Origin of the sequence: Micromonospora sp. WMMA1998 (genome assembly GCF_027497375.1) — a bacterium.
GTDB classification, from domain to species: Bacteria; Actinomycetota; Actinomycetes; order Mycobacteriales; family Micromonosporaceae; genus Micromonospora; species Micromonospora sediminicola.
The window spans coordinates 6,225,477-6,252,286 of the sequence record NZ_CP114911.1 but is presented as its reverse complement, the minus strand read 5'-3'; the positions used below and the strand labels follow the sequence as shown (position 1 = coordinate 6,252,286).

The 26,810-nt window shown below is 73.1% G+C and carries 21 protein-coding genes and 1 riboswitch; of the genes, 11 read left to right on the top strand and 10 right to left on the bottom strand.

All coding sequences use genetic code 11. The annotated features are described in order from the left end of the window. The first annotated feature begins 101 nt into the window (after nt 1-101). Nucleotides 102-1,748, top strand: a complete 1,647-nt coding sequence (locus O7600_RS29140) for a glycosyltransferase (protein WP_281591560.1) — start codon at nt 102-104, stop codon at nt 1,746-1,748. 48 nt (nt 1,749-1,796) lie between these two features. On the opposite strand, the gene O7600_RS29135 is transcribed toward O7600_RS29140, so the two are convergent. From O7600_RS29135 to O7600_RS29125, 3 genes are all read right to left on the bottom strand, one after another. After that, complete coding sequence (locus tag O7600_RS29135) at nt 1,797-2,822, bottom strand: Gfo/Idh/MocA family oxidoreductase (RefSeq protein WP_281591559.1); 1,026 nt, start codon at nt 2,820-2,822, stop codon at nt 1,797-1,799. After that, nucleotides 2,819-3,925: a DegT/DnrJ/EryC1/StrS family aminotransferase gene (locus O7600_RS29130; protein ID WP_281591558.1), complete on the bottom strand. Its 1,107-nt coding sequence runs from the start codon at nt 3,923-3,925 to the stop codon at nt 2,819-2,821. Before O7600_RS29130 ends, O7600_RS29135 begins: the two co-directional genes overlap by 4 nt. 151 nt (nt 3,926-4,076) lie before the next feature. Then, nucleotides 4,077-4,709, bottom strand: coding sequence for a TetR/AcrR family transcriptional regulator (locus O7600_RS29125; protein WP_099161704.1), 633 nt, complete (start codon nt 4,707-4,709; stop codon nt 4,077-4,079). Nucleotides 4,710-4,863: 154 nt separating this feature from the next. Between O7600_RS29125 and O7600_RS29120 the strand changes: the two genes are divergently transcribed. The 4 genes from O7600_RS29120 (at nt 4,864) to O7600_RS29105 (ending at nt 9,860) form a co-directional block, all read left to right on the top strand. Continuing rightward, on the top strand, nt 4,864-5,766 hold the full coding sequence (locus O7600_RS29120) for an ABC transporter permease (RefSeq protein ID WP_281591557.1): 903 nt from the start codon (nt 4,864-4,866) through the stop codon (nt 5,764-5,766). Further along, nucleotides 5,759-6,559 (top strand): ABC transporter ATP-binding protein, encoded by an 801-nt coding sequence (locus O7600_RS29115; RefSeq protein WP_281591556.1) that lies wholly within the window; start codon nt 5,759-5,761, stop codon nt 6,557-6,559. The genes O7600_RS29120 and O7600_RS29115 overlap by 8 nt, the downstream gene beginning before the upstream one ends. Nucleotides 6,560-6,664: 105 nt before the next feature. Next, entirely contained in the window at nt 6,665-8,164 is a 1,500-nt protein-coding gene (locus O7600_RS29110) for a bifunctional cytidylyltransferase/SDR family oxidoreductase (protein ID WP_281591555.1), read from the top strand. A gap of 19 nt (nt 8,165-8,183) precedes the next feature. Next, nucleotides 8,184-9,860: a CDP-glycerol glycerophosphotransferase family protein gene (locus O7600_RS29105; protein WP_281591554.1), complete on the top strand. Its 1,677-nt coding sequence runs from the start codon at nt 8,184-8,186 to the stop codon at nt 9,858-9,860. Nucleotide 9,861: 1 nt separating this feature from the next. On the opposite strand, the gene O7600_RS29100 is transcribed toward O7600_RS29105, so the two are convergent. Beyond that, the gene (locus tag O7600_RS29100) at nt 9,862-10,614 is read right to left on the bottom strand and encodes an alpha/beta hydrolase (protein ID WP_281591553.1); all 753 of its coding nucleotides are present in this window, start codon (nt 10,612-10,614) and stop codon (nt 9,862-9,864) included. A gap of 610 nt (nt 10,615-11,224) precedes the next feature. Here O7600_RS29100 and O7600_RS29095 point away from each other — a divergent pair. Then, nucleotides 11,225-11,776 (top strand): hypothetical protein, encoded by a 552-nt coding sequence (locus O7600_RS29095; protein ID WP_281591552.1) that lies wholly within the window; start codon nt 11,225-11,227, stop codon nt 11,774-11,776. Between the two features lie 58 nt (nt 11,777-11,834). On the opposite strand, the gene O7600_RS29090 is transcribed toward O7600_RS29095, so the two are convergent. The 4 genes from O7600_RS29090 to O7600_RS29075 all read right to left on the bottom strand — a co-directional run bounded on the left by O7600_RS29090 (nt 11,835) and on the right by O7600_RS29075 (nt 15,870). Next, complete coding sequence (locus tag O7600_RS29090; RefSeq protein WP_281594295.1) at nt 11,835-12,689, bottom strand: C39 family peptidase; 855 nt, start codon at nt 12,687-12,689, stop codon at nt 11,835-11,837. A gap of 197 nt (nt 12,690-12,886) precedes the next feature. Further along, nucleotides 12,887-13,026: riboswitch (cyclic di-AMP (ydaO/yuaA leader) on the bottom strand. A gap of 307 nt (nt 13,027-13,333) precedes the next feature. Further along, on the bottom strand, nt 13,334-14,098 hold the full coding sequence (locus O7600_RS29085) for a hypothetical protein (protein WP_281591551.1): 765 nt from the start codon (nt 14,096-14,098) through the stop codon (nt 13,334-13,336). 148 nt (nt 14,099-14,246) lie between these two features. Then, nucleotides 14,247-14,606 (bottom strand): hypothetical protein, encoded by a 360-nt coding sequence (locus O7600_RS29080; RefSeq protein ID WP_281591550.1) that lies wholly within the window; start codon nt 14,604-14,606, stop codon nt 14,247-14,249. A 79-nt stretch (nt 14,607-14,685) separates the two neighbouring features. Next, nucleotides 14,686-15,870 (bottom strand): acyltransferase, encoded by a 1,185-nt coding sequence (locus O7600_RS29075; RefSeq protein ID WP_281591549.1) that lies wholly within the window; start codon nt 15,868-15,870, stop codon nt 14,686-14,688. Nucleotides 15,871-16,017: 147 nt separating this feature from the next. Between O7600_RS29075 and O7600_RS29070 the strand changes: the two genes are divergently transcribed. The 3 genes from O7600_RS29070 to O7600_RS29060 all read left to right on the top strand — a co-directional run bounded on the left by O7600_RS29070 (nt 16,018) and on the right by O7600_RS29060 (nt 19,462). After that, nucleotides 16,018-17,343 (top strand): polysaccharide pyruvyl transferase family protein, encoded by a 1,326-nt coding sequence (locus tag O7600_RS29070; protein ID WP_281594294.1) that lies wholly within the window; start codon nt 16,018-16,020, stop codon nt 17,341-17,343. 40 nt (nt 17,344-17,383) lie between these two features. After that, entirely contained in the window at nt 17,384-18,028 is a 645-nt protein-coding gene (locus O7600_RS29065) for an alpha-ketoglutarate-dependent dioxygenase AlkB (protein WP_091578626.1), read from the top strand. A 96-nt stretch (nt 18,029-18,124) separates the two neighbouring features. Further along, nucleotides 18,125-19,462, top strand: a complete 1,338-nt coding sequence (locus O7600_RS29060) for a solute carrier family 23 protein (protein ID WP_281591548.1) — start codon at nt 18,125-18,127, stop codon at nt 19,460-19,462. Nucleotides 19,463-20,014: 552 nt separating this feature from the next. On the opposite strand, the gene O7600_RS29055 is transcribed toward O7600_RS29060, so the two are convergent. Further along, nucleotides 20,015-22,504, bottom strand: coding sequence for a DNA topoisomerase IV subunit A (locus O7600_RS29055; RefSeq protein WP_281591547.1), 2,490 nt, complete (start codon nt 22,502-22,504; stop codon nt 20,015-20,017). A gap of 32 nt (nt 22,505-22,536) precedes the next feature. Beyond that, nucleotides 22,537-24,636 carry a DNA topoisomerase IV subunit B gene (locus tag O7600_RS29050; RefSeq protein ID WP_281591546.1) on the bottom strand — a complete coding sequence of 700 codons (2,100 nt, stop codon included), beginning with the start codon at nt 24,634-24,636 and terminating at the stop codon, nt 22,537-22,539. Between the two features lie 164 nt (nt 24,637-24,800). On the opposite strand from O7600_RS29050, the gene O7600_RS29045 reads away from it, so the two are divergent. Then, on the top strand, nt 24,801-25,454 hold the full coding sequence (locus O7600_RS29045; protein ID WP_281591545.1) for a methyltransferase domain-containing protein: 654 nt from the start codon (nt 24,801-24,803) through the stop codon (nt 25,452-25,454). A 96-nt stretch (nt 25,455-25,550) separates the two neighbouring features. Then, a complete protein-coding gene (locus tag O7600_RS29040; RefSeq protein WP_281591544.1) occupies nt 25,551-26,807 on the top strand; it encodes a hypothetical protein in 1,257 nt (418 codons plus the stop codon). Nucleotides 26,808-26,810 lie beyond the last annotated feature (3 nt).

Genomic DNA, 26,810 nt, shown 5'->3' with positions numbered 1-26,810 from the left:
ACATGCACGCTGTCCTGCGCGCCCCGCCGACCCGCCGCCCCCACCGCCGGCGGGGCGGGCCACCGATCTCCGCGTCCGCCCGTCGAAAGGATCCCGCCCTGATGGGTAGCAAGCTCGCAGCCGGCGTGCTGCGTCGCGTCACGGCTCCCCGGGTGGTGCGGCACCGCGCGGCGGCCCGCCTGATCCACGGCCTCGCGGCCGCGCCGCTACTGCCGACCGGGGCGCGCGCCGCCCTGGCCCGCCGGCTGCGCGCAGGCATGATCGGGGCGGGCTGGCCGGCCGGCGAGTCCCGGGCGGCGCTGGTCACGGTGGCGGGCGCGGTGGACCCGGCGGTCCGCGCCGACCTGCTCGCCCAGGAGGCCGCCGACGACCTGGCCGAGGGACGCACCCCTTCGCACCTGCTGGCCGCCGTCTCGGCCGACCTGGGCGAGGCCGACCGCGCGTACGCCCGGGGCGACGGCGCCGCGGCGGCTCGGCGGCTCTACCGGGTCCTGCACACCCAGTTCCACCGGGTGATCCACTTTGACCAGCTCACCTCCCCCCTGGTCGAGGATCCGGCCGCCTTCCTCGCGCCGCTGCACGGCAGCGCTGTGGGCCGTGCACTGCTCACGCCGCGCGGCCGCGTCACACCGGCGGCCCTCGCGCCCACCGACCGACCGCTGCGCCTGTTGCTGATGCTCAACGGCAGCGCGCACTTTCTCGGCGCCGTGCGCGAGCGGTACGCCGACCATCCCGGGGTCGAAGTGCGCTACCTGCGGCTGGACGACGACCCGGTGGCCGGGCCGCTGACCCGGCAGAGCCGGAACATGGTGACCGAGGCGCTGCTCGGCGGCACCGAGTACGGCGAGCAGATCGAGCGCTGGCTCCGCCCGCACCTGGACTGGGCGGACACGGTGTTCGTCGACTGGGCGGTGGCGACCGCGGCGATGACCAGCCTGGTCGATCCCGGCGACACCCGGATCGTCGTACGGCTGCACAGTTACGAGGCGTTCGGCCGGTGGCCGCACCTGATCGACTTCAGCCGGGTCGACGACGTGGTCTTCGTCTCCGACCATCTCCGCGACTTCACGCTGCGGGTGACGCCGGGGCTGACCGGCCCGGACGCGCCCCGCACCCACGTGCTGTGCAACGCGCTGGAACTGGCGCCGTTCCGCCGCGCGAAGGACCCGGCGGCGCGGTTCACCCTCGGCCTGGTCGGCACCAGCGCCGTGGCCAAGGATCCCCGGTGGGCGATCGAGGTGCTGCGACTGCTGCGGGCCGAGGACGAGCGCTACCGCCTGCTCCTGGTCGGTGGGGGCCTCGACACCCGCCGCAGCCGGGCGGCCCGGGACTACGCGACCGCGCTGGAGGCCGATCTCGCCGAGCTGGAGCCGAGCGGCGCGGTGGTCCGCGTCGGTCACACCGACGACGTGCCCGGCGTACTCACCGGCATCGGAGTGGTGCTCAGCAGCTCGGTGCGGGAGAGCTTCCACTGCGCGGTGGTGGAGGGCGCGGCCAGCGGCGCGGTGCCGGTGGTCCGGGACTGGCCGTTCTTCGCCGACGGCGTGCACGGGGCCCGTACCGTCTTCCCGGCCGACTGGGTGGTCGACTCCCCGGCGGCGGCCGCCGCACGCATCCGGGCGGTCACCGCCGACGAGCGGGTCTGGCGGACCGAGGGCGCGGCGGCGGCGGCGCATGCGCTGGCGACGTGGGACTGGTCGGTCAACGCACCGCACTTCGACCGCATGCTGGGGATCGAACAGCGGTGACCCGGGGCGCCGGCCGGGCGTCCGTGGACGCCCGGCCGGGCGGGCTGATCAGGCCGACGCGGCGACGGAGGCGTCGGTCGGGCTGACGAAGACGGTCCGGCCGTCGGAGGCGGACTCCAGCAGACCGGCGGCGACCTGCACGGTACGCAGGCCCTGTCGCAGGGTGACGATGTCGCTCTGCTTGCCCTCCACCGCGTCCCGGAAGCGCTCGTGCTCGACCAGCAGCGGCTCGCGCTTCGGGATGGCGTAGCGGACCATGTCGCCCTCGGCCACGCCGCGGAACGCGCGCAGCGCCTCCCACTCGGTGTCGATGGCGGCGTTGGCGTAGAAGGTGAGGTCCGCGGTGAGCGTGTCGGCGATGAAGCAGCCCTTGTCGCCGGTGACCACGGTGGACCGCTCCTTGAGCGGGCTCAACCAGTTGACCAGGTGGTTGACCATCGTGCCGTCGGAGAGCTGGCCGACGACGGCGACCATGTCCTCGTGCAGCCGGCCGCTGCGCGAGACGGTGCGGGCGGAGACCGAGGTGTATTCCCGGCCGGTCACCCAGGCGGTCAGGTCGATGTCGTGGGTGGCCAGGTCCATCACCACGCCGACGTCGGCGATGCGGTGCGGGAACGGGCCCTGGCGGCGGGTGACCACCTGGAAGACCTCGCCCAGCTCGCCGGCCTCCAGCCGGGTCCGCAGGCTCTGCAGCGCCGGGTTGTAGCGCTCGATGTGCCCGACGCCGGCGACCAGCCCGGCGGTCTCGAACGCCTCCACCAGCTTCGTGGCCGCGTCGACCGACTGGGCCAGCGGCTTCTCGATCAGCGCGCAGACGCCGTTGGCGGCCAACTCCAGGCCGATCGACTCGTGCAGCGCGGTCGGGCAGGCCACCACCGCGTAGTCGACGCCCAGCGCCAGCAGGTCGCTCAGCTCGGGTACGACCGGCGCGCGCAGCGTGCCGGTGACGTCGCCGGCGGGATCGACCACGCCGACCAGCTCGACACCGTCCAGGTTGGACAGCACCCGGCCGTGGTTGCGACCCATGGCGCCGAGGCCGATCAGCCCGGCCCGCAGCTTGCGGCCCCCGCTCATCGGGCACCGCCCGCGAGGTTCGCGCCCTCGGCGATCCGCTCCAGCTCGGCCTGGCTCAGCGACGGGTGCACCGGCAGCGAGACCACCTCGGCGGCGGCGCGCTCGGTCTCCGGCAGGTCCCACGCGCCCGGCTTGCCGTCCACGAGGTACGGCTTGAGCCGGTGGATCGGGGTCGGGTAGTAGACCGCGTTGCCGATGCCCAGCTCGGTGAGGCGGGTCTGGGCGGCGTCCCGGTCGCCCCGCACCCGCACCGTGTACTGGTGGTAGACGTGCTTCGCGCCGTCGGCGACCGGCGGGGTGACCATGCCGGTGATGGCGGAGTCGAGGAACTTGGCGTTGGCGCGACGCTGCTCGGTCCACCCGTCGAGCTGGCCGAGCTGCACCCGGCCGATGGCGGCGGCCACGTCGGTCATCCGCATGTTGGCGCCGACGATCTCGTTGGCGTACCGCTGCTCCATGCCCTGGTTGCGCAGCAGCCGCAGGGTGCGGGCGAGGTCCGCGTCGGCGGTGGTGATCATGCCGCCCTCGAGGGAGTGCATGTTCTTGGTCGGGTAGAAGCTGAAGCAGCCGGCGGTGCCGAAGGCGCCGACCGGGGTGCCGTTCAGCTCGGCGCCGTGCGCCTGGGCGGCGTCCTCGACGACGGCCAGGCCGTGCTGCTGCGCGATCGCCATGATCCGGTCCATCGCGGCGGGGTGTCCGTAGAGGTGCACCGGCATGATCGCGACGGTCTTCGGGGTGATCGCGGCGGCGACCGCCTCCGGGTCGACGCAGAAGCTGCCCGGCTCGATGTCCACGAAGACCGGCTCGGCGCCGACCAACCGGACCGCGTTGCCGCTGGCGGCGAAGGAGAACGAGGGCACGATGACCTCGTCGCCCGGGCCGAAGCCGAGCGCCATCAGGGTCAGCTGCAGGGCCGAGGTGCCGGAGTTGACGGCGACGCAGTGCCGGCCGGCGACCAGGTCACCGAACTCCTCCTCGAACGCCGCGACCTCCGGGCCCTGGACGACCCGGCCGCTCCGCAGCACCCGGACAGCCGCCTCGATCTCGGCCTCGCCGATGATCGGTCGTGCTGGGGGAATGAACTCTGGATGCGGCCCGACCATGGGGCTTCCTCCTGTCGACGCGTGACTCATGTGGGGGACGTTGGGGGATGGTAGCGGTTTGGGATGAAAACCGGTTGATCGCGGCCATTGTCCGGCCGGATGTCGTGCGCTGTTCATGATCGACGGGCGCTCCCGTCGGCGGGCGCCGGGGTCACACTTCCACCCCGTCGCGGACAGGCTCCACGCATGCTACCCGCAGGGCGGCGACTATCGCGGCGGCCAGGCGCGGCACCTCCGTGGGCTCCAGCGTGGCCCGGGAGATCGCCATCCGCCAGTAGACCGGCCCGACGATCAGGTCGACCGCGGCCCGCCGGTCGGTGTCCGGGGAGAGCTCGCCGCGCTCCACCGCCCGACCGATCAGGATCCGCCCGACGGCCTGCTGGTAGTCGTCTAGCGCGGCCTGTAGCTTCTCGGCGATCTGCGGGTTGCGGGACGCCTCGGCCAGCAGGTCCGGGATGATCTGCGCGGCCAGCCGGTGACGCAGCGCACGCGCCATCACGTGCAGCAGGATCTCCAGGTCGCCGAGCAGGCTGCCGGTGTCCAGCAGCGGGATGTTCCGACCCGCCACCGCCGACACCATGTCCAGCACCAGGTCGAGCTTGGAACGCCAGCGGCGGTAGATCGCGGTCTTGCTCACACCGGCCCGGCGGGCCACCGCCTCGATGGAGAGGCGGCCGTAGCCGACCTCGGCCAACTCCTGCATCACGGCGGCGCGGATGGCACTGGTGATCTCCCCGCGCAGCACCGCCGCGCCGGCCGGGGCACGCCTCTTCTCGGTCGTCACGTGGGACAATGTAGCGCAACGACGGTACGGTTGCGTCCCGACGTTCGGTGGACTACCTTCCATGCAGCAGCGAGGCGACTCCTCCCCGCCCGGCCACGCTGGATGTCTTCACCGCAATGCTCCCCATCAGCACGAAAGATCGGAGCGCCTGACCATGGCCAACACCGCGGTGGCCGACCCCGAATCCGGACTGACCCGGGCCGAACTGGCCCGGCGGTACGGGCTGCGGGTCGCCGGGGAACGACCGCCACTGGGCGAGTACACCCGCCGGTTGTGGGCGTACCGGCACTTCATGACCGCGTACTCGCGGGCGAAGGTCGCGTCCTCGCTGAGCAACACCCAGCTCGGGCAGCTCTGGCAGGTGCTGACACCGCTCACCAACGCGGCGGTCTACTTCCTGATCTTCGGCGTGATCCTGTCCCAGAACCGGAACGTGTCGAACTTCATCGCGTACCTGTGCACGGGCGTGTTCATCTTCATGTTCACCCAGACCGCGGTGTCGAACGGCACCAGCGCGATCACCGGCAACCTGGGCCTGATCCGGGCGCTCCAGTTCCCCCGGGCCGCGCTGCCGATCACCGTGACGCTCGTGCAACTGCAGCAGCTGCTCATGTCGATGGTGGTGCTGGCCGCGATCGTGCTGTTCACCGGCGAGCCGATCACCTTCCGCTGGCTGCTGCTCGCCCCCGCCCTGCTGCTCCAGACGATCTTCAACATCGGGCTCACCATGATCATGGCCCGGATCGGCTCTAAGGTCACCGACCTCAAGCAGATCATGCCGTTCGTCATGCGCACCTGGCTGTACGCCTCCGGCGTGCTCTACCCGGTGGCGCTGTTCCGCAAGCACCTGCCGCTCTGGGCCGCGAATCTCCTGGAGTGGAACCCGCCGCTGGTCTTCATCGAGCTGGCCCGGTACGCGCTGCTCGACTCGCACCAGGCCAACCTGGTGAGCTCGCCGCCGAAGCTCTGGGCCCTGGCCCTGTTCTGGGCGGTCGTCATGGGCATCGGCGGGTTCGTCTACTTCTGGCGCGGAGAAAAGGAGTACGGCCGTGGCTGAGCAGACCCTGCCGCTGAACGCCGGCCCGGTCACCGACTCGGGCCGCGTCCCCACCGTGGTGGTGGACGACGTGCACGTGATCTACCGGATCCACAAGGGCGCGACCGGCGGCAACAACCCCGTCTCCGCGCTCAAGCGGATCGTCTCCCGCACCAAGGCGCCGAACATCCGCGAGGTGCACGCCGTCAAGGGGGTGAGCTTCACCGCGTACGAGGGTGAGGCGATCGGCCTGATCGGCAGCAACGGCTCCGGCAAGTCGACCCTGCTGCGGGCCATCGCCGGCCTGCTCCCGCCGGCCCGCGGCGCGGTCTACACCCAGGGCCAGCCGTCCCTGCTCGGCGTGAACGCCGCGCTGCTCAACGACCTCTCCGGCGAGCGCAACGTGGTGCTCGGCTGCCTGGCCATGGGCATGGTGCCGGAGGAGGTCAAGCGGATCGCCCCGGAGATCATCGAGTTCTCCGGGATCAACGAGCGGGGCGACTTCGCCTCGCTGCCGATGCGCACCTACTCCTCCGGCATGGGCGCCCGGCTGCGCTTCGCCATCTCCTCGGCGAAGAAGCACGACGTGCTGCTCATCGACGAGGCCCTGGCCACCGGCGACCGCAAGTTCCGCGCCCGCAGCGAGCAGCGGGTCCGGGAGCTGCGCGACAGCGCCGGCACGGTCTTCCTGGTCAGCCACTCGATCGGCTCGATCCGGGACACCTGCGAGCGGACCATCTGGCTGGAGAGCGGCGTCCTCAAGATGGACGGCCCCACCAAGGAGGTCTGCGACGCGTACGAGAACCAGAAGTAGCCGGACGGAGCGCACCGCCCCGGGTTCCCGCCCGAGCGGTGCGCTCCGCCGTACGCGTTAAGGTTTTCGGATCCATCCGCTTTTCACCCAGAGTGAGGTACGGCAATGACGCAGGACCACACCACCGCACCGGACGCCGCGCCGGCGAGCCCGGCACCCTGGCGCCCCACGCGTACGGTGGCCGTGATCCTCGCCGGTGGCACCGGGACCCGCCTCGGCCTGGGCATTCCCAAGCAGCTGCTGAAGATCGCCGGTAAGCCGATCATCGAGCACACCCTCGCTGTCTTCGAGGCCGCGCCGGAGATCGACGAGATCATCGTGCTGATGGCCACCGGCCACGTGGGCGACGCGGAGCGGATCGTCGCCGACGCCGGTTTCCGCAAGGTCACCAAGGTGATCGAGGGCGGCGAGACCCGCAACGACACCACCCGGATCGCGCTCGACGCGGTCGGCGAGGGCGACGTCAACATCCTCTTCCACGACGCGGTCCGCCCGCTGGTGAGCGCCCGCATCGTGCGGGAGTGCGTGAACGCGCTCTGGTCCTACTCCGCGGTCGACGTGGCGATCCCCTCCGCCGACACGATCATCCAGGTCGACGCGGACGACTGCATCACCGACATCCCGGTCCGCTCCCGCCTGCGCCGCGGCCAGACCCCGCAGGCGTTCCGCTCCGGCACCATCCGGGAGGCGTACCGCCGCGCCGAGGGCGACCCCGACTTCGCCGCCACCGACGACTGCGGCGTGGTGCTGCGCTACCTGCCGGGCACGCCGATCAAGGTGATCGACGGCTCGGACGAGAACATCAAGGTCACCCACCCGGTCGACGTGCACCTGGCCGACAAGCTCTTCCAGCTCGCCGCCGCCCAGGCGCCCCGGCTGAGCCACGGCGGCTACGCCGAGGAGCTGACCGGCCGGACCATCGTGGTCTTCGGCGGCAGCTACGGCATCGGCCACGACCTGGCCGAGCTGGCCCGCCGCTACGGCGCCCAGGTGTTCCCGTTCAGCCGCTCCACCACCGGCACCCACGTCGAGCGCGCCGAGGACGTGGCCGCCGCGCTGAAGACCGCGTTCGAGGCGACCGGCCGGATCGACTACGTGGTGGTCACCGCCGGCATCCTGGAAAAGGGCGCGCTGGCCGAGATGGACGACGAGACGATGGACCGTCTCCTGCACGTCAACTTCGTCGGACCGGTCACCATCGCCCGCCAGTCGCTGCCCTACCTCCAGCAGACCAAGGGTCAGCTGCTGCTCTACACGTCCAGCTCCTACACCCGGGGCCGGGCGCGCTACGCGCTCTACTCGGCCACCAAGGCCGCGCTGGTCAACCTGACCCAGGCGCTCGCCGACGAGTGGGCGGAGTTCGGCGTACGGGTCAACTGCGTCAACCCGGAGCGCACCGCCACCCCGATGCGGACCCGGGCGTTCGGCGAGGAGCCGGAGCACACGCTGCTCTCCTCCGAGGCGGTCGCCCAGGCCTCCCTGGACGTGCTGATCTCCGAGCTGACCGGCCAGGTGGTCGACGTACGTCGGGCCCCCGGCGAACCGGTCGCCGCCGTGCCCGCCCAGCCCGGCCCGCACCGGTCCGAGCTGTCCGCCGACGCCTGAACCCGACAGGACGTGCCAGATGCGTGGTGACCTGGTTCGCAAGCTGCTCGCCCGGGTGCTGACCACCGGGCTGGCGGTGCTGGCCTTCCTCGTCGTGGCGCTCACCGGCGCCACCGGCTGGGGCCTGGCCCTGGCCGGCGCGGCGCTCGCCGCCACCGCCTGGGAGCGCCGGGTCCGGCCGTCGGCCGACGGCCTCGCCGAGACGGTGCTGGTCGCCGCCGGCATCCTGGTCGGCTACGCCCGGCGCCTCGACGGCGGATTCGACCCCGCGCTGGCGGCCACCGCGCTCGTCCTGCTCGGGCTGGTGCTGCTGGTCGGACCGCTGCGCCAGGCCGGCGCGCTGGAGATCCGGGCGGCCAACCTCTCGGTCCGCACCTGGGCGCCAGTGGTCGCCGCCCGACTCGGCGACGCGCTGCTGGTGCTGCTCGCCGTGGTGGCGCTCGCCGCCGCCCTGACGCTGCCGGCCTGGACGGCGCTGGCCGCCGCGCTGCTGGTCGGCGCCGGCTGCGGGGCGGTCGCGCTGGACCTCGCCCGGCGCCGGTTCCGCCCGCCCGCCGGAGGTGGACCGGTCGGCCGGGCGCTGCGCCGCCACCAGCCCGAGTTCGTGCTGCACTTCTCCGCGCCGCCCGGCTCGGAGTACCAGGTCACCATGTGGCTGCCGTACCTGGAACGGATCGGCCGCCCGTTCCTGGTGGTGCTGCGCGAACCGGAGCTCCTGCCCACGGTGGCCGCCGCCACCCGCGCCCCGGTGGTCCTCTGCCCCACGCTGAAGGCGCTGGACGAGGCGCTGGTGCCCAGCCTGCGGGTGGCGTTCTACGTCAACCACGGCGCGAAGAACGCCCACGTGATCCGGTTCAACCAGCTCACCCACGTCCAGCTGCACCACGGCGACAGCGACAAGGCGCCGAGCGCCAACCCGGTGTCGGCGATCTTCGACAAGATCTTCGTGGCCGGGCAGGCGGCGATCGACCGGTACGCCCGGGCCGGGGTGGACATCCCCGCCGACAAGTTCGTCGTGGTCGGCCGCCCCCAGGTCGAGGCCATCGAGGTACGCCGGGAGCCGGTCCTCGCCTCCGCGCACCCGACCGTCCTCTACACCCCCACCTGGACCGGGCACCACGCCGACGCGAACTACTGCTCGCTGCCGGTGGCCGAGACGCTGATCCGCCGGCTGCTCGACCGGGGGGCGACGGTGATCCTGCGCGCCCACCCGTACACCGACAAGAACCCCGCCTCGGCGCGGCAGCTCGCCCGGCTCACCGAGCTGCTCGCCGCCGACCGGACGCGGACCGGCCGGGCCCACCTGTGGGGCGCGGCGGCCGCCCGGGAGCTGACGTTGACCCAGTGCGTCAACCGCGCCGACGCGCTGGTCTCGGACGTCTCCGGGGTCATCTCCGACTGGCTCTACTCCGGCAAGCCGTACGCGGTCACCGACACCGGCGCCGACGGGGAGCACTTCGTCGAGCGGTTCCCGCTGGCCGCCTCCGGCTACGTGCTGCGCCGCGACATGTCCAACGTGGACGACGTGCTGGGCGCGCTGCTCGACACCGACCCGAAGGCCGCGGAGCGGTGGGCGGCCCGCACCCGCTACCTCGGCGACTTCCCGGCCGACCGGTACGCCGAGACGTTCCTCGCCGCCGCCCGCCGCGAGCTGGAGCCCGACTGGGCCGTCCCGGTCCCCCGCGCGGCCGTCTAGCTCACAGGTAGGGATCCAGCAGGGCCAGCACCGCCGCCGGGTCCTCCACGTGCGCGTTGTGGCCCAGCCCGGGCAGCGTCGCCACCGGCACCCCCAGCTCCTTGAGCTGCGCGTCGCTCACCATCGGGTCCAGCTCGCCCCGGGCCAGCAGCACCGGCACGTCGGTGGCCGCCAGCAGCGCGGGCAGCCGCGGCTCCCCCACCGCGAACGCGGCCGGGTCCATGGCCAGCCGCCAGCGGCCGCCCTCCCGGCGCAGCCCCGCGTCCACCACCGGATGGTCCGGGGCGAACAGACCGGCCAGCCCGGAGACCCGCAGGTAGCGGCGAGCCGCCTCGTCCCGGCTGGCGAACCAGGTCACCGGCCGCGCGGCCAACTCGCCCGCCTTCGCCAGCTCCGCCGGTGACCAGACCACCTTGATGCCGAGGCCGACCACCGCGTCGACGGGCAGACCCCGCTGCCGGGCGGCCAACACCAACGCCACCACGCCCCCGAGCGAGTGCCCGAGCAGCACCAGCCGGTCCCGCGGACCGAGCCGCTCGGTGACCGGACCGAGCCCGTCCACCACCCGCTGCGCCAGCGCCGCGAACGAGTACCCGGACAGCGGTGGCGACCAGCCGTGACCGGCCAGGTCCGGTGCGAGCCAGCGGCCCGGCCAGCGGCGCTCCAGCAGCGGCGCCCAGGGCAGCCACACCTCCTCGGTGGCGCCCATGCCGTGCAGGAGCACCAGGTGACGGGTCCCCGTCGTATCGCCCATACGGCGCAGTCTGCCACCGTACGGACACGACGCGCGAGGGCCGACGCCGTACGACACCGTGGTACGACGGGTGGAACGTCATGGGTGTGTCCCGGGCCGTGAGACACCCATGGCGTTCCACCGACGAGGTTCACGGCCGGTGGGTGGAACACCATGGGTGCCTCCCGGGCCGCCAGACACCCATAGCGTTCCACTGACGGAGTTGTCGGGCGTTGGGTGGAACGTCATGGGTGTCTGCCCACGTCGGGATCCGCCCGGGTGCTCCGTCCCGCCCTGCCTGAATGGCCGGGGGTGTCCGGTTCGACGGTGGTGGGCGGCACCCCGGGCGCGGAATCGGCGGTGGGTCGGCGGCGTTGCAACCCGGTGAACGACCAAGCAGGCGAACCCCCGCCCCGCCCGTGTCCCCGCCCCGCGGGAATGACGGCCGGTAGCCGGTCGTTACACCCGGTCTCGTCGCCGCACGGCCGACCCCCGGCCCCGCGAGCAGCCGAACCCCGGCCCTTTCGTGACCCGCCCCCGGGGCCACGAGCCGGATCCCCCCTCAAGACTTTGAGTGCGCCTGACGGTGCCCACACCCCCCGGTGTGTTGACCCCCGAATGGAGCCCCCTCATGAACACGATCCTGCGTAAGAGCATCCTGGGTATCGCTGGTCTGGCCTTCACCGGTGGCGTGTTCGCCGGCCCCGTCGCCGCCCACGCCGACACCCCCGCCCACGCCGCCGGTAAGCCCGTCGCGGTCGCCTCCGTGCAGGGTGAGCAGTCGACCATCACGCTGAACGACGAGCAGACCGCCAACGCCAAGGCGATCATCGCCGCGACGAAGAAGGCCGGCCTGCCCGAGCGGGCCGCGGTGATCTCGATCGCCACCGCCCTGCAGGAGTCGAAGCTGGAGAACCTCGGGCACCTCGGCGACCGCAATGACCACGACTCGCTGGGCCTGTTCCAGCAGCGCCCGTCCAGCGGTTGGGGCACGCCGGAGCAGATCACCGACCCCGAGTACTCCACCCTGGCCTTCCTCAAGGGTCTGAAGCAGGTCGACGGCTGGGACAAGATGCCCCTGACCGACGCCGCCCAGACCGTGCAGGTCTCCGCCTACCCGGACGCGTACGCGCAGTGGGAGAAGCAGGCCACCGACATCGTGGCCGAGCACTGGACCAAGTAAGACGCGAAAGGCCGGCACCCCGGACAGGGGTGCCGGCCTTCACGCGTAGTGAAAGGGGTCAGGCGGAGTAGCCGCGCGTCGCCATCCAGTTCGCCAGGTCGATGGTGGTGACCCAGTACGAGGGCAGCGACGGGTCGGCCGAGTCGGCGATCCGGACGGTCCGGCCGTCGTTCTTGTAGCCGACCACCGCGATGTAGTGGCCGCCCGGGAACGAGTGCCAGCCACCGTCGGTGTCGGTGGCGTCGCCGGCGACGTTGGCGACGACCGCGCGGCCGTTGCTGATCGCCGTGACCACGTCGGCCTGGAGCCGGTCCATCTGCGCCGGGGTGGCCGCGCCCGGGATCATGCGGGTCCGGTACGGGTTGCCCTTGACCTGCTGGTTGAGCACGCGGGTGGTGTCCTCGGCCGAGTTGGTGCCCATCTCGGTGGTGCCGAGGGCGACGGCGAGCGTGTCCTGGCTCCGCTCGATGCCGGTGGCGCTGAGCGCGTTCCGCACCGCGGCCGGGCCGCAGTAGTAGTAGGTGGTCTGCGCCTGGTAGTCGTAGTCGAGCACCCTGCTCGCCGGCGGCTTCGGCTTGGGCTTCGGCTTGGTGTCCGGGTCGGTGGTGGCCTTGGCCGCCGGCTTCGCCGAGGGCGAGGCGGTGGGTGCGGCGCTGGGCGAGGCGCTCGGCGAGGGGACGGCGATGCGGGCCTCGCCGCGGCTGGCGGCCTCGCCGAGGCGGGAGCCGAGTTCGGCGACCGCGACGGTGTTCTCCGACCGGGACGGGGTGTTGTCGTCGGTGGCGGCGAGGGCGACACCGGCGCCGCCGGCCAACACGAGGGCGGCGGCCGAACCGGCGATGATCTGGTACGGGCGCTCGGTGGCGAGACGCCGCAGCTGACGCTTCAGGTGGTGCTTCACGGGTTCCTCCAGGGCGTGAGCGGCACACGCCGGCCCCACACGCGGAGGACTTCACGCGCGTTCGACGGGGCGGGACGGCCGCAGGACGGAGCACCCGGACAGCCGGGCGCACACGGGGGGTCGGGTGGGCGTCGCCGTCAGGCGAGCGCCGGCACCACCAGGCCGTGGAGGTGGGGGGACGATCGGGGGGTGGTTCGCACGAGGAATGGAACTCCTTCCGTGGCCGCCGACCGGGTTAGCTGACGGATTCGGGCGGGAAGTACGCCCTACCGCGGGCCGTGGCTCGCGGATTCACCCCGGTGTTGCTGTGGGTCCCCGGTTCGTGTGCACGATTAGGCGGGTCGGTGCGGCGTCGCCGTCTGCGATCGGAAACCGCACCGGACGCGCCGACACTACCGGTGGGTACGCCTCAAGCCAAGCGCTCCCACCTGCGTAAACGTCGCCAACGACTACGGATATCGGAACAGCCGGTTACTGACTTCACTCAATGGGGACAAGGGTTCGAGCCGGCATCGGAAGGCGAAAAGCGGGCATCCGACCAGCCGACGCCCCGCAATTGCCGGGTTCGCTGACCGGTTGTGCGCCGAGCGCCCGTTTCCGGGCCGCACGTGAGCGGGCTCACCGCATTCGGGTAACGATTCGGCGGAGACCGCCACTCAGCCGACCCCGGCCGGCCGCCAGCGGGCGCCGCGGACGACGGCGGGCACCGGGACGCGGCTGGCCGACGCGACGCGGGGGGCGGGCGACGGCCGTACCGCAGCGGCCGCCGCGTAGGTCTCGGCGGCCAGCGTCCGCGCCGCGTCGGCGGCGAGCTCCGCGTCCCGCCAGGCCTGTCGCTCCCGCTCGGCGGCCACCTCCCAGGCCGCCCGTCGACCGTCGCGGATCGTCCGGGCCAGCACGATCTCCTGCTCGGCCGGATGGCGACGCGGGTCCCACCCGTTGCGGTGAGCCAGCACATCCGCGAGCTGCCGGGCGGTCAGGTCGCCCCGCCAGTGCGCCGCCATGGCGGCGTGGTGCAGCCAGCGCTCCCGCGCCGCGTACTCGGACGGGGTGTGTGGCGTGCGCGGCGCGGGCAGCGCTGCGGCGCCGGCAACGCGGCGGGCGGCCACCTCCGCCTCGTCGAAGGCCACCCACGCCCGCTCCGCCTCGTCCTGGACGGCCAGCCACCGCTCGCGTCGCCGACGGGCGGTCTGGGCGGCTCCGGCGGCAGCCACCGCCACCTCGTCGGCGTAGCGGGCGAGGTCCGCCCGGTGCAGCGCCTCCGCGTCGGCCGGATCGGGTTCGAGATCCGCCGCGCCGTCGCGGTCGGGGCGGGCGACCAGCACGGCGAGCAGGCCGAGGGCGAGCACGAGCAGGGCCGACCAGATCGCGGCGGCCTCGGGGACGGCGGTGAGGAAGTGGTAGAGAACGGTCTGCGACATGGTCGGCACCTCACGGAGAAGACGTGGCGGGAAGGTCGCACGCCGGTCGGGGCGGGGCGCGGCCGCAGAACGGGCGCCGCCGGGCCGCCGAGGCGGGTGCGGGGTGAGGTTCGGTGGGTGCGGGGACGGGCCGGGACGGCCCGTGAGGTCAGCGGGCGGGCGGGGCCCGCGGGCCGACCGGCGCCGGGTGCCGACCGGCCGGGACCGGCTGCCGGTGGTCGGGCCGCGCGACCGCGTCCCGGGGCGCGGGCTCCGGGACGCCGGTGGAGGGGTCCGGCCGCTCGGCGACGTCGACACGTTCGGGCCGCGCGGCGGCCGGCGTGCCCGTCGGGGTACGCGACGTCAGGCCGACGGCCGGGCCGGCCGGCGCCGGGGCGGCCGTGGCGACACCGGCGGACAGCGTCGTGGCGCCGAGCGAGCAGGCGACGACCACGGCCAGGCTGGCCAGCATGCGTGCCGCCCAGCGCGCCACCCACCACACGGGACAGGTGAGCGCGATCGGAAGCACGGGTACAAATTACCGCCGATCCCCCCGCCGCGCACTCTCGGTCGGCGTGTCGTGACACCACCGACCAGGGTGGACGCGCTCAGTCGGGGCGGCGCCGCCCGGCGTACTCGATCGGGGTGGGGGTGCCGCCGTCGGCGGGCGACCTCGGCGCGGGCACGGACGGCGCCGGCGCGGCGGCGGCCGGCGTGGGGCGGGGCCGGCGCGGGCCGAGACGGCGCATCATCGGCACCTCCACCCAGCGGTGCAGGGCGGCGGCGAGCGCCAGGTTGAGCAGCAGGAAGCCGAGCACCGCGAGCGGGCCCCGCCACCCGGGCAGCCCGGTGCCCCAGTCGCCGGTGAGCCGCAGCACGGTCACCATGACCAGCACGTGGACCAGGTAGAAGGCGAAGGAGACCTCGCCCAGCCAGACCATCGGGCGGGACCGCCAGGGGGTCCACCGACCCCGCACGTCGGCCCGCGCCGCCCCGGTGATCACCAGCAGGTACGCCACCGCGAGCAGCGCCGCCCAGAACTCGGCCCGGACCCAGAACGCGGCGACCACCCAGGTGCCGACGAAGAGCAGGCTGGCCACGGTCAGGTCGGGGCCGCGCCAGCGGTTGCGGCGCATCAGCTCGGCGGCGGCCGCGCCCATCCAGAACTCGAAGGACCGGGTGACCGGGAAGATCTGGGTGAACCACCACCGCTGCTCCTCGGGCACCAGCTGCTGCCCGGGCCACAGGGCGAGGATGAGCAGCGGCGCGGCGACCAGCACGACCCGCAGCGCCCCGGTACGGGCCCGACGCAGCCACGGCACCGCGAGCGGCAGGCACAGGTAGAAGGCCAGCTCGCAGGAGAGCGACCAGCTCACGTTGTTGACGCTGTAGAAGTAGCCGCCGAACGGGATCCACGCCTGGACCAGGAAGAGGTTGCCCAGGGCGGCCAGCCGTGGCACCGGGTCGGCGAACCAGGCCGCCACGGCCAGCGCCGCCAGGAAGGTGACCACGTGGTTCGGGTAGATCTTGGCGACCCGGCGCCACAGGAACGTCCGCCCCGGCTCGCCGTCGCGGTACGACCAGACCAGCACGAATCCACTGAGGATGAAGAAGAACTCGACCCCGGACAGGCCCAGGCTGAACGCCTTGTCGACCACCGCCTTGAGATCCGGCTCGGCGACGATCCGCATGGTGCCCGCGTGGAAGCCGAAGACCAGCAGAGCGGCGACCCAGCGCAACCCGGTCAGCGACGGCAGGCGCGGAGCGCGGGTGGTGGTCGGCGCACTGGTCATTCCGGGCACCCTACCCGCCGGGAGGAGCGGGGTGCCGAGGCCCGGCCGGGCCCCGGCGGGCGACGGATAGGATTTCCGTTCCTGCCCGAGCGGGCGCCCACCCGGCCCGCCGGACACGCCGTGCCAGTACGGAAGGTGACCAACCGGATGCACCAGCGGATCCTGCTCCGCGCCCGCAAGGGCCCGTTCGACGTCCTCACGCCGGAGGAGACGTTCGCCGGCAACTGGATCGGCGACAACACGGGCAACCTGGTCTTCAGCCACGCCGCGCACAAGCTGCTGGCCACCTCCACGGCGGAGATCACCGCGACCCGCAGCCCGGCCGACCCGCGCCTCGCCGACGAGATCAACGAACGGTACGACGTGTTCGTGGTCCCGCTGGCCAACGCCTTCCGCCGCAGCTTCGTGCACCGCCTCACCCCGATGACCCGGCTGATCGAGCGCCTGAAGATTCCGGTGGTCGTCCTCGGCGTGGGGGTGCAGACCAACGTCGACGGCGACCGGGAGTACCTCCGCCAGATCGACGAGCCGGTCAGCGCGTTCTGCCGGGCCGTGCTCGACCGGTCGCACAGCATCGGCGTACGCGGCGAGGTGACCGAGAGCTACCTGCGGACGCTCGGCTTCTCCGCGGTGGAGCAGATCGGCTGCCCGTCGATGTTCCTGCACGGCGACACCTTCCGGCTGGACAAGCCCCGGGCCGAGCTGAGCACCGACGACCGGGTCGCGCTGACCATCTCCCCGTACGTCGCCTCGATGGCCGCCGTCGTCCGCCACCACCGGGAGCGCTACCCGAACCTCTGCTACGTGCCGCAGGACCTGCGCACCCTGGGCACCCTGCTCTACGGCGACGCGCCCGAGCACCGGGGCAAGAGCGGCGAGATGCCGCTGCACACCTCGCACCCCCTCTTCGTCGAGGACAAGGTGCGGATGTTCGTCGACCCGTGGACCTGGATGGCGCACCTGGCCGACTACGACTTCGCCTTCGGCACCCGGATCCACGGCACCATCACCGCGCTGATCTCCGGCACCCCCGGCTACCTCTTCGCGCACGACTCGCGCACGCTGGAACTGGCCCGCTACTTCGACATCCCGCACCGGATCATGCGGGACGTGCCCGCCGACGTCGACGCCGCCGACCTCTACGCGGAGGCCGACTACACCGCGCTCAACTCCGGCCACAAGGCCCGCTTCGCGACGATCACCGCGTTCCTGGCCAAGCACGACCTGGGCACGTCGTTCGCCGACGGCGACAGCGCCGCCCGGTTCGACCAGCGGGTCCGCGAGACGGTGTTCCCGCCGGCGGTCCGCCCGGTCGGCGCCGCCCCACGCGAGGAGCTGCTGAGCCGCATCGAGCGGCTGCGCGACGACAACCGCGCGCTCGCCGACACCGTCGCCGCGCTGCGCGGCCAGGGGCTGCGCGAGCGGATCAAGCAGGCCGTACCGGGCCCGGTCCGCCGGATACTGGGCCGCTGACCGTCGTACGCCTGTTCGACTCCGGGGTACGATCGGCGGCGTGTCCGACGTCGCGTACCAGCCCTCGATGCTCGACCTGGCCGAGCAGGGCCCGACCCTGGGCCCGCTCGCCGGGCCGACCGGGCCGCGCCGCCACGAGCTGAGCCGGGGCGCCTGGGTCGACCACCTGCCCGGCTGGGTGCGCGGCTCCGACGCGGTGCTCGACACGCTGCGGCGCGACGTCCCGTGGCGGGCCGAGCGCCGCACCATGTACGACACCGAGGTCGACGTGCCACGCCTGCTCTGCTGGTATGCCGCCGGCCGCCCGCTGCCGCACCCGGTGCTGACCGCCGCGCGCGACGCCCTCACCCGGCACTACGCGCCCGAACTGGGCGAGCCGTTCGTCACCGCCGGCATGTGCCTCTACCGCGACGGCCGGGACAGCGTCGCCTGGCACGGCGACACCCAGGGCCGCTCCGCGCACACCGACACGATGGTGGCGATCGTCTCGTTCGGCTCCCCCCGCCAGTTGCTGCTGCGTCCGCGCGGCGGCGGTGGCACCAGCCTGCGCTTCCCCCTCGGGCACGGCGACCTGGTCGTGATGGGGGGCTCCTGCCAGCGCACCTGGGAGCACGCGGTGCCGAAGACCGCCCGCCCGGTCGGCCCCCGGGTCAGCGTCCAGTTCCGACCCGCAGGGGTGGCCTGACCACCGGTCCGGGCCCTCCCGCGGGCCGACTCCGTGCTAGAAACAACTCCCAGGGTCGATCACGCCCCCGTCACCCGACGACGGAAAGGGCGACCGATGACCCAGTCCCCCACCACCCGCCGGTCCCCGTGGGCCCTGCACGGCGACGGCCGCTCGGTACGCCCCGGCGACGTGGTCCACCCCGACGAACGGCTCTCCTGGCCGCGCACCGTCGGCGTGGGCGTGCAGCACGTGGTCGCCATGTTCGGCGCCACCTTCACCGTCCCGCTGATCACCGGCTTCCCGCCGGCCACCACGCTCTTCTTCTCCGGCATCGGCACGCTGCTGTTCCTGCTGATCACCGGCAACCGGCTGCCGTCGTACCTCGGGTCGTCGTTCGCGTTCATCGCCCCGGTCCTGGCGGCCAAGACCGGCGGCGGGATCGGCGCGGCGCTCGGCGGCATCGTCGTCGCCGGCGTCGCGCTCGCCCTGGTCGGTGTGGTGGTCCACCTCGCCGGCGCCCGCTGGATCGACGCGCTGATGCCCCCGGTGGTCACCGGCGCGATCGTCGCGCTGATCGGCCTGAACCTCGCGCCGGTCGCCTGGGACGGCGGCGGCGCCGGCACCGGCGTCAAGGCGCAACCGCTGATCGCCCTGGTCACGCTGGCCGCGATCCTGGTCACCACGGTCGTCTTCCGCGGCTTCCTGGCCCGGCTGTCGATCCTGCTCGGCGTGGTCGTCGGCTGGGTGCTCGCCGCGCTGACCGGTCAGCTCGACCAGCAGGCGGTCAGCGGGTTGCGGCAGGCCGCCTGGGTCGGGCTGCCGGAGTTCCACACCCCGAGCTTCAGCCTCCGCGCCGTGGTCCTGGTCATCCCGGTGATCCTGGTGCTGATCGCGGAGAACGCGGGGCACGTGAAGGCGGTCGCCGCGATGACCGGCCGCAACCTCGACCGGGACATGGGCCGGGCTTTCCTCGGTGACGGCGTCGCCACCGTGCTCGCCGGCTCCGGCGGCGGCTCCGGCACCACCACCTACGCGGAGAACATCGGCGTGATGGCGGCCACCCGGGTCTATTCGACGGCCGCCTACTGGGTGGCCGGCGGCACCGCGATCCTGCTCGGGCTCTGCCCGAAGTTCGGCGCGCTGATCCTCACCGTGCCGGCCGGCGTGCTCGGCGGGGCCACCACCGCGTTGTACGGCCTGATCGCCATCCTGGGGGCGCGGATCTGGATCGAGGGGCGGGTCGACTTCCACGACCCGGTCAACCTGCTGACCGCCGCGGTCGCGGTGATCGTCGGCGCCGCCAACTACACGCTCACCGCCGGGGACCTGTCCTTCAACGGCATCGCCCTGGGCACCGCCGCCGCGCTGGTGATCTATCACGGCATGCGCCTGATCGCCCGCCTGCGCGGCACCACCCCGGAGTCCCGCCGAGGCCCCGAACCCGAACTCTGACCGCCGACCCGGCCCGGGTCAGCCGGCGCGGCCAGGCCGAGCCGGGCCGGGCCAGGCCGAGCCGGGCCGGGCCGAGCCGGGCCGGGCCAGGCCGAGCCGGGCCGGGCCAGACCGAGCCGGGCCGGGCCAGGCCGAGCCGAGCCGGGCCAGGCCGAGCCGAGCCGGGCCAGGCCGAGCCGAGCCGGGCCAGGCCGAGCCGGACCGGGCCTGGCACGGCAGGGACGAGTCCGCGGCGGCCTGCCTGTCTGGAGAGCAGGTGCTCCGGGACCGGTACACCCACGGCTTCTCCGGAGGGACGGCAGACCATCTGCGAGCGATATACCGCTGAGTCATATTTATGACTCAGCGGTATATCGCTCTCTGGTGGCGTGCTCGCAGGCGAGGCTACCGACGGTGAGCATCCCGCCCGACGGCCGCCGTGCGCGCCGGGTGCGAGCACCGGTCGCGGCACAGGTTCGGCCGGTCGAGGATGGCGCGGCACCGCTGCTCGGCGAGGCCGAGCCCGCCTGGCGGGTGGGTGGGTGGGTGGGTGGGTGGGTGGGTGGGTGCGGGTCAGTCGCGGTCGACGTGGTGGCCGACGACGGTGGGGCCGAGCATCACGGCGAAGCCGGAGCCGTCGCGGCGCGGATCGGCCGGCGGCAGCTCCACCGGATCACCGTTGGCCGTGGCGCCCACCGGCCGAGGGCCGATCCAGGCGACCGACAGATCCGTCTCACCCTTGAGGAACCGCTGGGCCCGTACGCCGCCGGTCGCCCGGCCCTTCGCCGGGTAGGCCTTGAACGGCGTCACCTTCACCGTGGCGCCGGTCGAGGTGACCACCATCGGCTCGCCGTGCGTCGCGTCATCGGTGCGGACCGCGCCGAAGAAGACCACCCGAGCGCCGGCCGGCAGGCTGATGCCGGCCATCCCGCCACCCTTGGGGCCCTGCGGCCGGACCAGGGACGCCGGGAAGCGCAGCAGTGACGCCTCCGAGGAGACGAACGTCAGCGTGTCGGTGGCGTCACCGAGCCAGGTCGCCCCGACCACCTCGTCGCCGTCGCGCAGCGACATCACCTCGAACTCGTCCGAGCGGACCGGCCAGTCCGGCGCGCAGACCTTCACCACGCCCTGCCGGGTACCGAGCGCCAGGCCGGGCGACCCCTGCGCGGACGGACCCAGCGGGGCCAGCCCGACGACGGTCTCCCCCGGCTCCAGCGGCACCAGTTCGGCGGCCGACATGCCCCCGCGCAGCGACACCGTGCCGGACTGTTCCGGCAGCACCGGCAGCGGCAGGACGTCGATCTTGAACGCCCGGCCGGCGCTGGTCACCACCAGCACCCGGCCCCGGGCCGTGGAGTGCACCACGGCGCGTACCGCGTCGTGCTTGACCCGGCCGCTACGCCGGCGCGCCTCGGCGGCCTCCTCCGACTCGGCCGCGGTGCGGGCCACCAGGCCGGTGGCGGAGAGGATCACCTGGCACGGGTCGTCGGCCACCTCCAGCGGGCCGGCCGGCACCGACGCCGCGAGGACCTCCTTGAGGTCGCCGTCGACGAGCGTGGTGCGCCGCTCGGCGCCGAACTGCCTCACCACCGCGGCCAGCTCGTCCGAGACGAGCTTCCGCAGCACCTTCGGATCGTCGAGGATCTTCGACAGCTCGGCGATCTCGCCGCGCAGCTTCTCCTGCTCGGCCTCCAGCTCCAGCCGGTCGTACCTGGTCAGCCGGCGCAGCGGAGTGTCCAGGATGTAGGTGGCCTGGATCTCGGAGAGCTTGAACTTCTGCATCAGGCCGTCCTTGGCCGCCTGGGCGTCCTCGCTCGCCCGGATCAGCTTGACCACCCGGTCGATGTCGAGCAGCGCGATCAGCAGGCCGTCGACCAGGTGCAGCCGCTCCTCCCGCTTGCGCTTGCGGTAGGAGCTGCGGCGGGTGACGACCTCGTAGCGGTGCGACAGGAAGACCTCGAGCAGTTCCTTGAGCCCGAGCGTGCGCGGCTGCCCGTCCACCAGCACCAGGTTGTTCACGCCGAACGACTGCTCCAGCGGGGTGAGCCGGTAGAGGTCGGCCAGCAGCGCCTGCGGGTTGACGCCGACCTTGCACTCCACGACGAGGCGGGTGCCGTTCTCCCGGTCTGTCAGGTCCTTGACGTCCGCGATGCCGGTCAGCCGCTTGGTCTTGTTGACCTCGTTGGTGATGGCCGCGATGACCTTCTCGGCGCCGACGCCGTACGGCAGCTCGGTGACGGTGATGGCCTGCCTGCCACGGCTGCCCTCCAGCGGGCCGATCTCCACCCGGCCGCGCATCCGCACCACGCCGCGCCCGGTCTCGTACGCCCGGCGCACCTCGTCCAGGCCGAGCAGCAGCCCGCCGGTGGGCAGGTCGGGGCCGGGCACGAACTCCATGAGCTTGTCCAGCGTGGCGTCCGGGTGGTTGATCAGCCACCGGGCGGCCTGGACCACCTCGCCGAGGTTGTGCGGGATCATGTTCGTCGCCATGCCGACCGCGATGCCCGACGCGCCGTTGACGAGCAGGTTCGGGAACGCCGCCGGCAGCACCGTGGGCTGGGTCAGCGAGCCGTCGTAGTTCGGCTCGACGTCGACCGTGTCCTCGCCCAGCTCGCCGACGAGCAGCATCGCCTCCCGGGACATCCGGGCCTCGGTGTATCGCGCCGCGGCCGGGCCGTCGTCCGGGCTGCCGAAGTTGCCGTGCCCGTCGATGAGCGGGACGTTGAGCGAGAAGTCCTGCGCCAGCCGCACCATCGCGTCGTAGATCGCGGTGTCGCCGTGCGGATGGTACTTACCCATTGTGTCGCCGACGATGCGGGCGCTCTTGACGTGGCCCCGGTCCGGGCGGTGGCCCTGCTCGTACATCGACCAGAGGATGCGCCGGTGCACCGGCTTGAGCCCGTCCCGGGCGTCCGGCAGGGCCCGGGAGTGGATGACCGAGAACGCGTACTCCAGGTAGGAGTCCGAGACCTCGGTGACCAGCGGGTTGTCGAAGACCCGGGCGCCGGCCTGGTCGAAGGCGGAGAGGTCCGCCTTGGCGCGGTCGTCCTTGCGGCGTGCCATGGTGCAGCTTCCTTCCGAAACGAGCCCGAGGGTCAGGCGTCGATGGCGTCGCGGTCGACGCGGTCGGCGGAGTCGATCAGCCAGTTGCGACGCGGCTCGACCTTCTCCCCCATGAGCAGTTCGAGGATCCGCTCGGCGGCCTCGACGTCGTCGAGCGTGATCCGCCGGACCGCACGGGTGGCCGGGTTCATGGTGGTGTCCCACAGCTCGTCGGCGTCCATCTCACCGAGGCCCTTGAAGCGCGGGATCGGGGTGACGATCTGCTTGCCGGCCTTCTCCAGCTTGCGGACCGTCGCCTCCATCTCCGCCTGGGTGTAGGTGTAGACGGTCTGCGGGTTGCGCCCCTTGGTGGTGATCTTGTGCAGGGGCGGCATCGCCGCGTAGAGCCGGCCGGCCTCGATCAGCGGACGCATGTAGCGGGCGAAGAGCGTGATCAGCAGCGTGCGGATGTGCGCGCCGTCGACGTCCGCGTCCGCCATGATCAGGACCCGGCCGTACCGCATGGTGGAGAGGTCGAACGTGCGCCCGGACCCGGCGCCGAGCACCTGCACGATCGCCGCGCACTCGACGTTGTCCAGCACCTGCTGAAGGTTCGCCTTCTGCACGTTGAGGATCTTGCCCCGGATCGGCAGCAGGGCCTGGTATTCGGAGGAGCGGGCGAGGCGCCCCGTCCCGAGGGCGCTGTCCCCCTCCACGATGAACAACTCACTTCTGTCGATGCCTGGTGCACGGCAGTCGACGAGCTTCGCCGGCATCGCCGCGCCCTCCAGCGCGGTCTTGCGGCGGGCGGCGTCCTTCTGCTGCTTCTGGGTGAGCCGGACCCGGGCCGCGTCGACGATCTTCTGGAGCACCGTGCGGGCCTCGGCCTTGGTGCGGCGATCCTCCAGCCAGCTCTTGAGGTGCGCCTCGACCAGGCCCTGGAGCACCTTGGTGATGCCGGCGGTGGAGAGCTCGTCCTTGGTCTGCGAGGTGAACTGCGGCTCCGGGATGCGCACGTGCACCACGGCGGTCATGCCCTCCAGGACGTCGTCCAGGGTGGGCGCGTCCTCCTTGGGCTTGAGCAGGCCACGGGCGTTGCGGGCGGCGTCGGCCAGGGTGCGGGCCAGCGCCCGCTCGAAGCCCTTGCGGTGGGTGCCGCCGTGGGCGTTGCGGATGGTGTTGGTGAAGCACTCGACGGTGCGTTCGTAGCCGGTGCCCCAGCGGAACGCGATCTCGACCTCGGCCCGGCGCTGCACGTTGGACTGCATCACGCCGTTGGCGTCGGCGGCGTTCTCGCGGTAGGTGCCCTCGCCGGTGACCAGGAGCGTGCCGGAGACCGGGCGGTCGCCGGCCGGGGAGAGGAACTCCACCATGTCGGTGAGGCCGTCGGGGAAGTGGAAGCGCTCCTCGACCGCCTCCTCGCCGGTCTCGTCGCGCAGCCGGTAGGCCACGCCGGGGACCAGGAAGGCGGTGTTGCGCAGCTTGAGCCGGACCGCCTCGGTGTCGAGCGCGGCCCCGGTCTCGAAGTAGCGGGGGTCGTGCCACCAGCGGATCGAGGTGCCGGTGCGCTGGCCGCGCTTCATCGCGCCGACGATCTGCAGGCCGGGGCCGGGGGTGAACGGCGCGTCGGGGCCGTCGCCGTCGAAGATCCCGGGTACGCCGTGGCGGAACGACATGGCGTGCACCTTGCCGCCCCGGCGGACGGTGACGTCGAAGCGGCGGGACAGGGCGTTGACCGCGGAGGCGCCCACGCCGTGCAGGCCGCCGGACGTCTTGTAGCCCGAGCCGCCGAACTTGCCGCCGGCGTGCAGCCGGGTCAGCACCAGCTCGACGCCGGAGATGCCGGACTTGGCGTGCACGTCGGTGGGGATGCCCCGGCCGTCGTCGTCGACCTGCACCGATCCGTCGGCGTGCAGGATCACGTCGACCTTCGTGGCGTGACCCGCGACACCCTCGTCGGTCGAGTTGTCGAGGATCTCGTTGACGAGGTGACCCACGCCACGACTGTCGGTCGACCCGATGTACATGCCGGGGCGTTTGCGGACGGCGTCGAGCCCCTCCAGGTGGGTGAGGTCGTCGGCGCCGTAGAGCGTCTCAGGCTGTGCGGTCAACTGGTCGTACTCCCAGGTCTCGGCGGTGGTGGTGCCGTTCACCGTGTGATCCCCCACGGCGATCGCCGGGCGCGGCGCGCCGGAGCGAGCCTAGCCCGGCGCTCCGACAGGTCCGTGTCACCGGGTGCGGTGCGTTGTCCGGTTACCCTGCGGGCCGGGTCGGTGCCGCCACCGGACACGGCGGCGCCCGGAGCGGGGAGGCGTCCATGCACGTCAACGACGCGAGCCGGGGATCGTCTTCCCGGCCGTCGGCCGAGGATGAGGCGATCGGCCGGTTCGAGCGGCTCTACGCGGAGGCCGAGCGGGGTGCGGCCGAGGTGCCCTGGGACCTGGCGGCGCCGCATTCCCTGCTCGCGGAGTGGACCGGGCGGACGCGACCGGACGGGTCCGGGCGCCGCGCGGTGGTGGTCGGGTGCGGCTTCGGCCGGGACGCCGAGCACCTGGCCGGCCTGGGGTTCACGACGGTGGCCTTCGACGTCTCCCCGACCGCGGTGCGGGCGGCGCGGCGGCGGCGCGCCGGATCGCCGGTCCGCTACGAGGTGGCCGACCTGTTCGACCCGCCGGCCGACTGGGCGGGCGGCTTCGACCTGGTGCTGGAGAGCATGAACGTGCAGGCGTTGCCGGTCGGGCTGCGCGCGCGGGCCACGGCCGCGGTGGGGCGGCTGGTGGCGCCGCGCGGGATGCTGCTGGTGATCGCGGCGGGCCGGCGCCCCGGCGAGGCGGTGGACGGTCCGCCGTGGCCGCTGACCCGCGCCGAGGTCGAGTCGTTCGGCGCGGCGGGGCTCACGCCGGGGCCGGTCGAGGAGATCACCGCGCCGGACGGCGGGCTGCGGTGGCGCGCGGAGTTCCACCGCTCCTGAGCCGGTGTCGGGCCATTGACGCCCGTCACACGCCCGTGATCTGATCGCCTCCTTGAAGAATCTTTCACATTTCGATGTGTGAGGGGGAGGTCGGGCATGTCCGTGTTCCGTCGTACCGTGCTCGCGGCGGCGATGGCCGTCGCCGCGGTGGCGCTGCCGGCCGCGGTGGCGCCGGCCCCGCCCGCCGCCGCGGCGCTGCCCACCGCCGCGGTGGCGTTGGGTGACAGCTTCATCAGCGGCGAGGGCGCCGGGGCGTACGCGCCGGTGGTCGACGTCAACGGGGTGGCCCAGGGCTTCCCCGGCTGGTCGGCGGCGAACGCCAACGCCTACTTCTGCCACCGCTCGCCGAACGCCTCACTGTTCCGGGCCGACCTGCCGGGCATCGCCGCCCGGTTCAACCTGGCCTGCTCGGGCGGGCAGCCGTACGACATCGCCAACGCCTCGGCCACCCGGGCGAAGGGTCGGCAGGTGGCCGCCCAGCTCGACCAACTGCGGGCGGTGGCGCAGACCCACGACATCGACCTGGTGCTGGTCGGCCTCGGCTCGAACAACAGCTCGTTCACCTTCGGCAGCGTGGCGGAGAAGTGCGCCAACCGGTTCATCGCCGACGCCTGGACCGGCTGGTGGGAGTTCTGGGCGTACCTGGGCGGCCCGGTGGAGCAGAAGCCGTGCACCGACGCCGACCTCGGCACGGCCGCGCAGTTCTCCGCCGCGACCGCGGAGACCACCGCCGCGCTGCGGCAGCTGCTCACCACGCTCGACCAGGTCGACGCCGACGGCCAGCACCGGGTGGTGTTCCAGGACTACACCAACCCGCTGCCGTACGAGCTGGACCAGAGCTACTGGAGCGAGGACAGCCGGGACGACACCCGGGACAAGTTCCGCGCCCTGGGCGCCGAGCGGTACGCGGCCGGCTGCCCGATCCACCGGGCCAGCCTGGCGCCCGGCCAGCGGTTCTCCCAGGGGCTCGGCACGCTGGTCAGTTCGGTGCGTGGCACGCTGGCCGCCGAGTTCCCGACCGACGACCTGGTCTATCTGAACGTGCAGCGCGCGTTCGACGGCGCCCGGCTCTGCGAGTCGGCGGGCAGCCCGGCGAACGCCCTGGCCACCCCGATCCGCCTGATGGACGGTCCGACCGGCGTCTTCGTCACCAGCCTCTCCGGCAAGGACAAACTCGACATCCAGCGGATCGCGAACGCCTGCGGCACCTACTTCCAGACCTGCCAGGAGTCGTGGCACCCGAGCGCCGCCGGCCACCAGGTGCTCGGCCGGTGCCTGAGCGGCGCGGCGGCGACCGGCGCCCGCAGCGTCTCCTGCGTCCGCGCGCCGGACGGCACGGTCAGCGTGGGCTGAGCA

Bases quoted from the DNA above. Each gene is read 5' to 3' on its own strand.
- O7600_RS29140 (WP_281591560.1), top strand. From the start codon at position 102: ATGGGTAGCAAGCTCGCAGCCGGCGTGCTGCGTCGCGTCACGGCTCCC.
- O7600_RS29135 (WP_281591559.1), bottom strand. From the start codon at position 2,822: ATGAGCGGGGGCCGCAAGCTGCGGGCCGGGCTGATCGGCCTCGGCGCC.
- O7600_RS29130 (WP_281591558.1), bottom strand. From the start codon at position 3,925: ATGGTCGGGCCGCATCCAGAGTTCATTCCCCCAGCACGACCGATCATC.
- O7600_RS29120 (WP_281591557.1), top strand. From the start codon at position 4,864: ATGGCCAACACCGCGGTGGCCGACCCCGAATCCGGACTGACCCGGGCC.
- O7600_RS29110 (WP_281591555.1), top strand. From the start codon at position 6,665: ATGACGCAGGACCACACCACCGCACCGGACGCCGCGCCGGCGAGCCCG.
- O7600_RS29105 (WP_281591554.1), top strand. From the start codon at position 8,184: ATGCGTGGTGACCTGGTTCGCAAGCTGCTCGCCCGGGTGCTGACCACC.
- O7600_RS29100 (WP_281591553.1), bottom strand. From the start codon at position 10,614: ATGGGCGATACGACGGGGACCCGTCACCTGGTGCTCCTGCACGGCATG.
- O7600_RS29095 (WP_281591552.1), top strand. From the start codon at position 11,225: ATGAACACGATCCTGCGTAAGAGCATCCTGGGTATCGCTGGTCTGGCC.
- O7600_RS29085 (WP_281591551.1), bottom strand. From the start codon at position 14,098: ATGTCGCAGACCGTTCTCTACCACTTCCTCACCGCCGTCCCCGAGGCC.
- O7600_RS29075 (WP_281591549.1), bottom strand. From the start codon at position 15,870: ATGACCAGTGCGCCGACCACCACCCGCGCTCCGCGCCTGCCGTCGCTG.
- O7600_RS29070 (WP_281594294.1), top strand. From the start codon at position 16,018: ATGCACCAGCGGATCCTGCTCCGCGCCCGCAAGGGCCCGTTCGACGTC.
- O7600_RS29060 (WP_281591548.1), top strand. From the start codon at position 18,125: ATGACCCAGTCCCCCACCACCCGCCGGTCCCCGTGGGCCCTGCACGGC.
- O7600_RS29055 (WP_281591547.1), bottom strand. From the start codon at position 22,504: ATGGCACGCCGCAAGGACGACCGCGCCAAGGCGGACCTCTCCGCCTTC.
- O7600_RS29045 (WP_281591545.1), top strand. From the start codon at position 24,801: ATGCACGTCAACGACGCGAGCCGGGGATCGTCTTCCCGGCCGTCGGCC.
- O7600_RS29040 (WP_281591544.1), top strand. From the start codon at position 25,551: ATGTCCGTGTTCCGTCGTACCGTGCTCGCGGCGGCGATGGCCGTCGCC.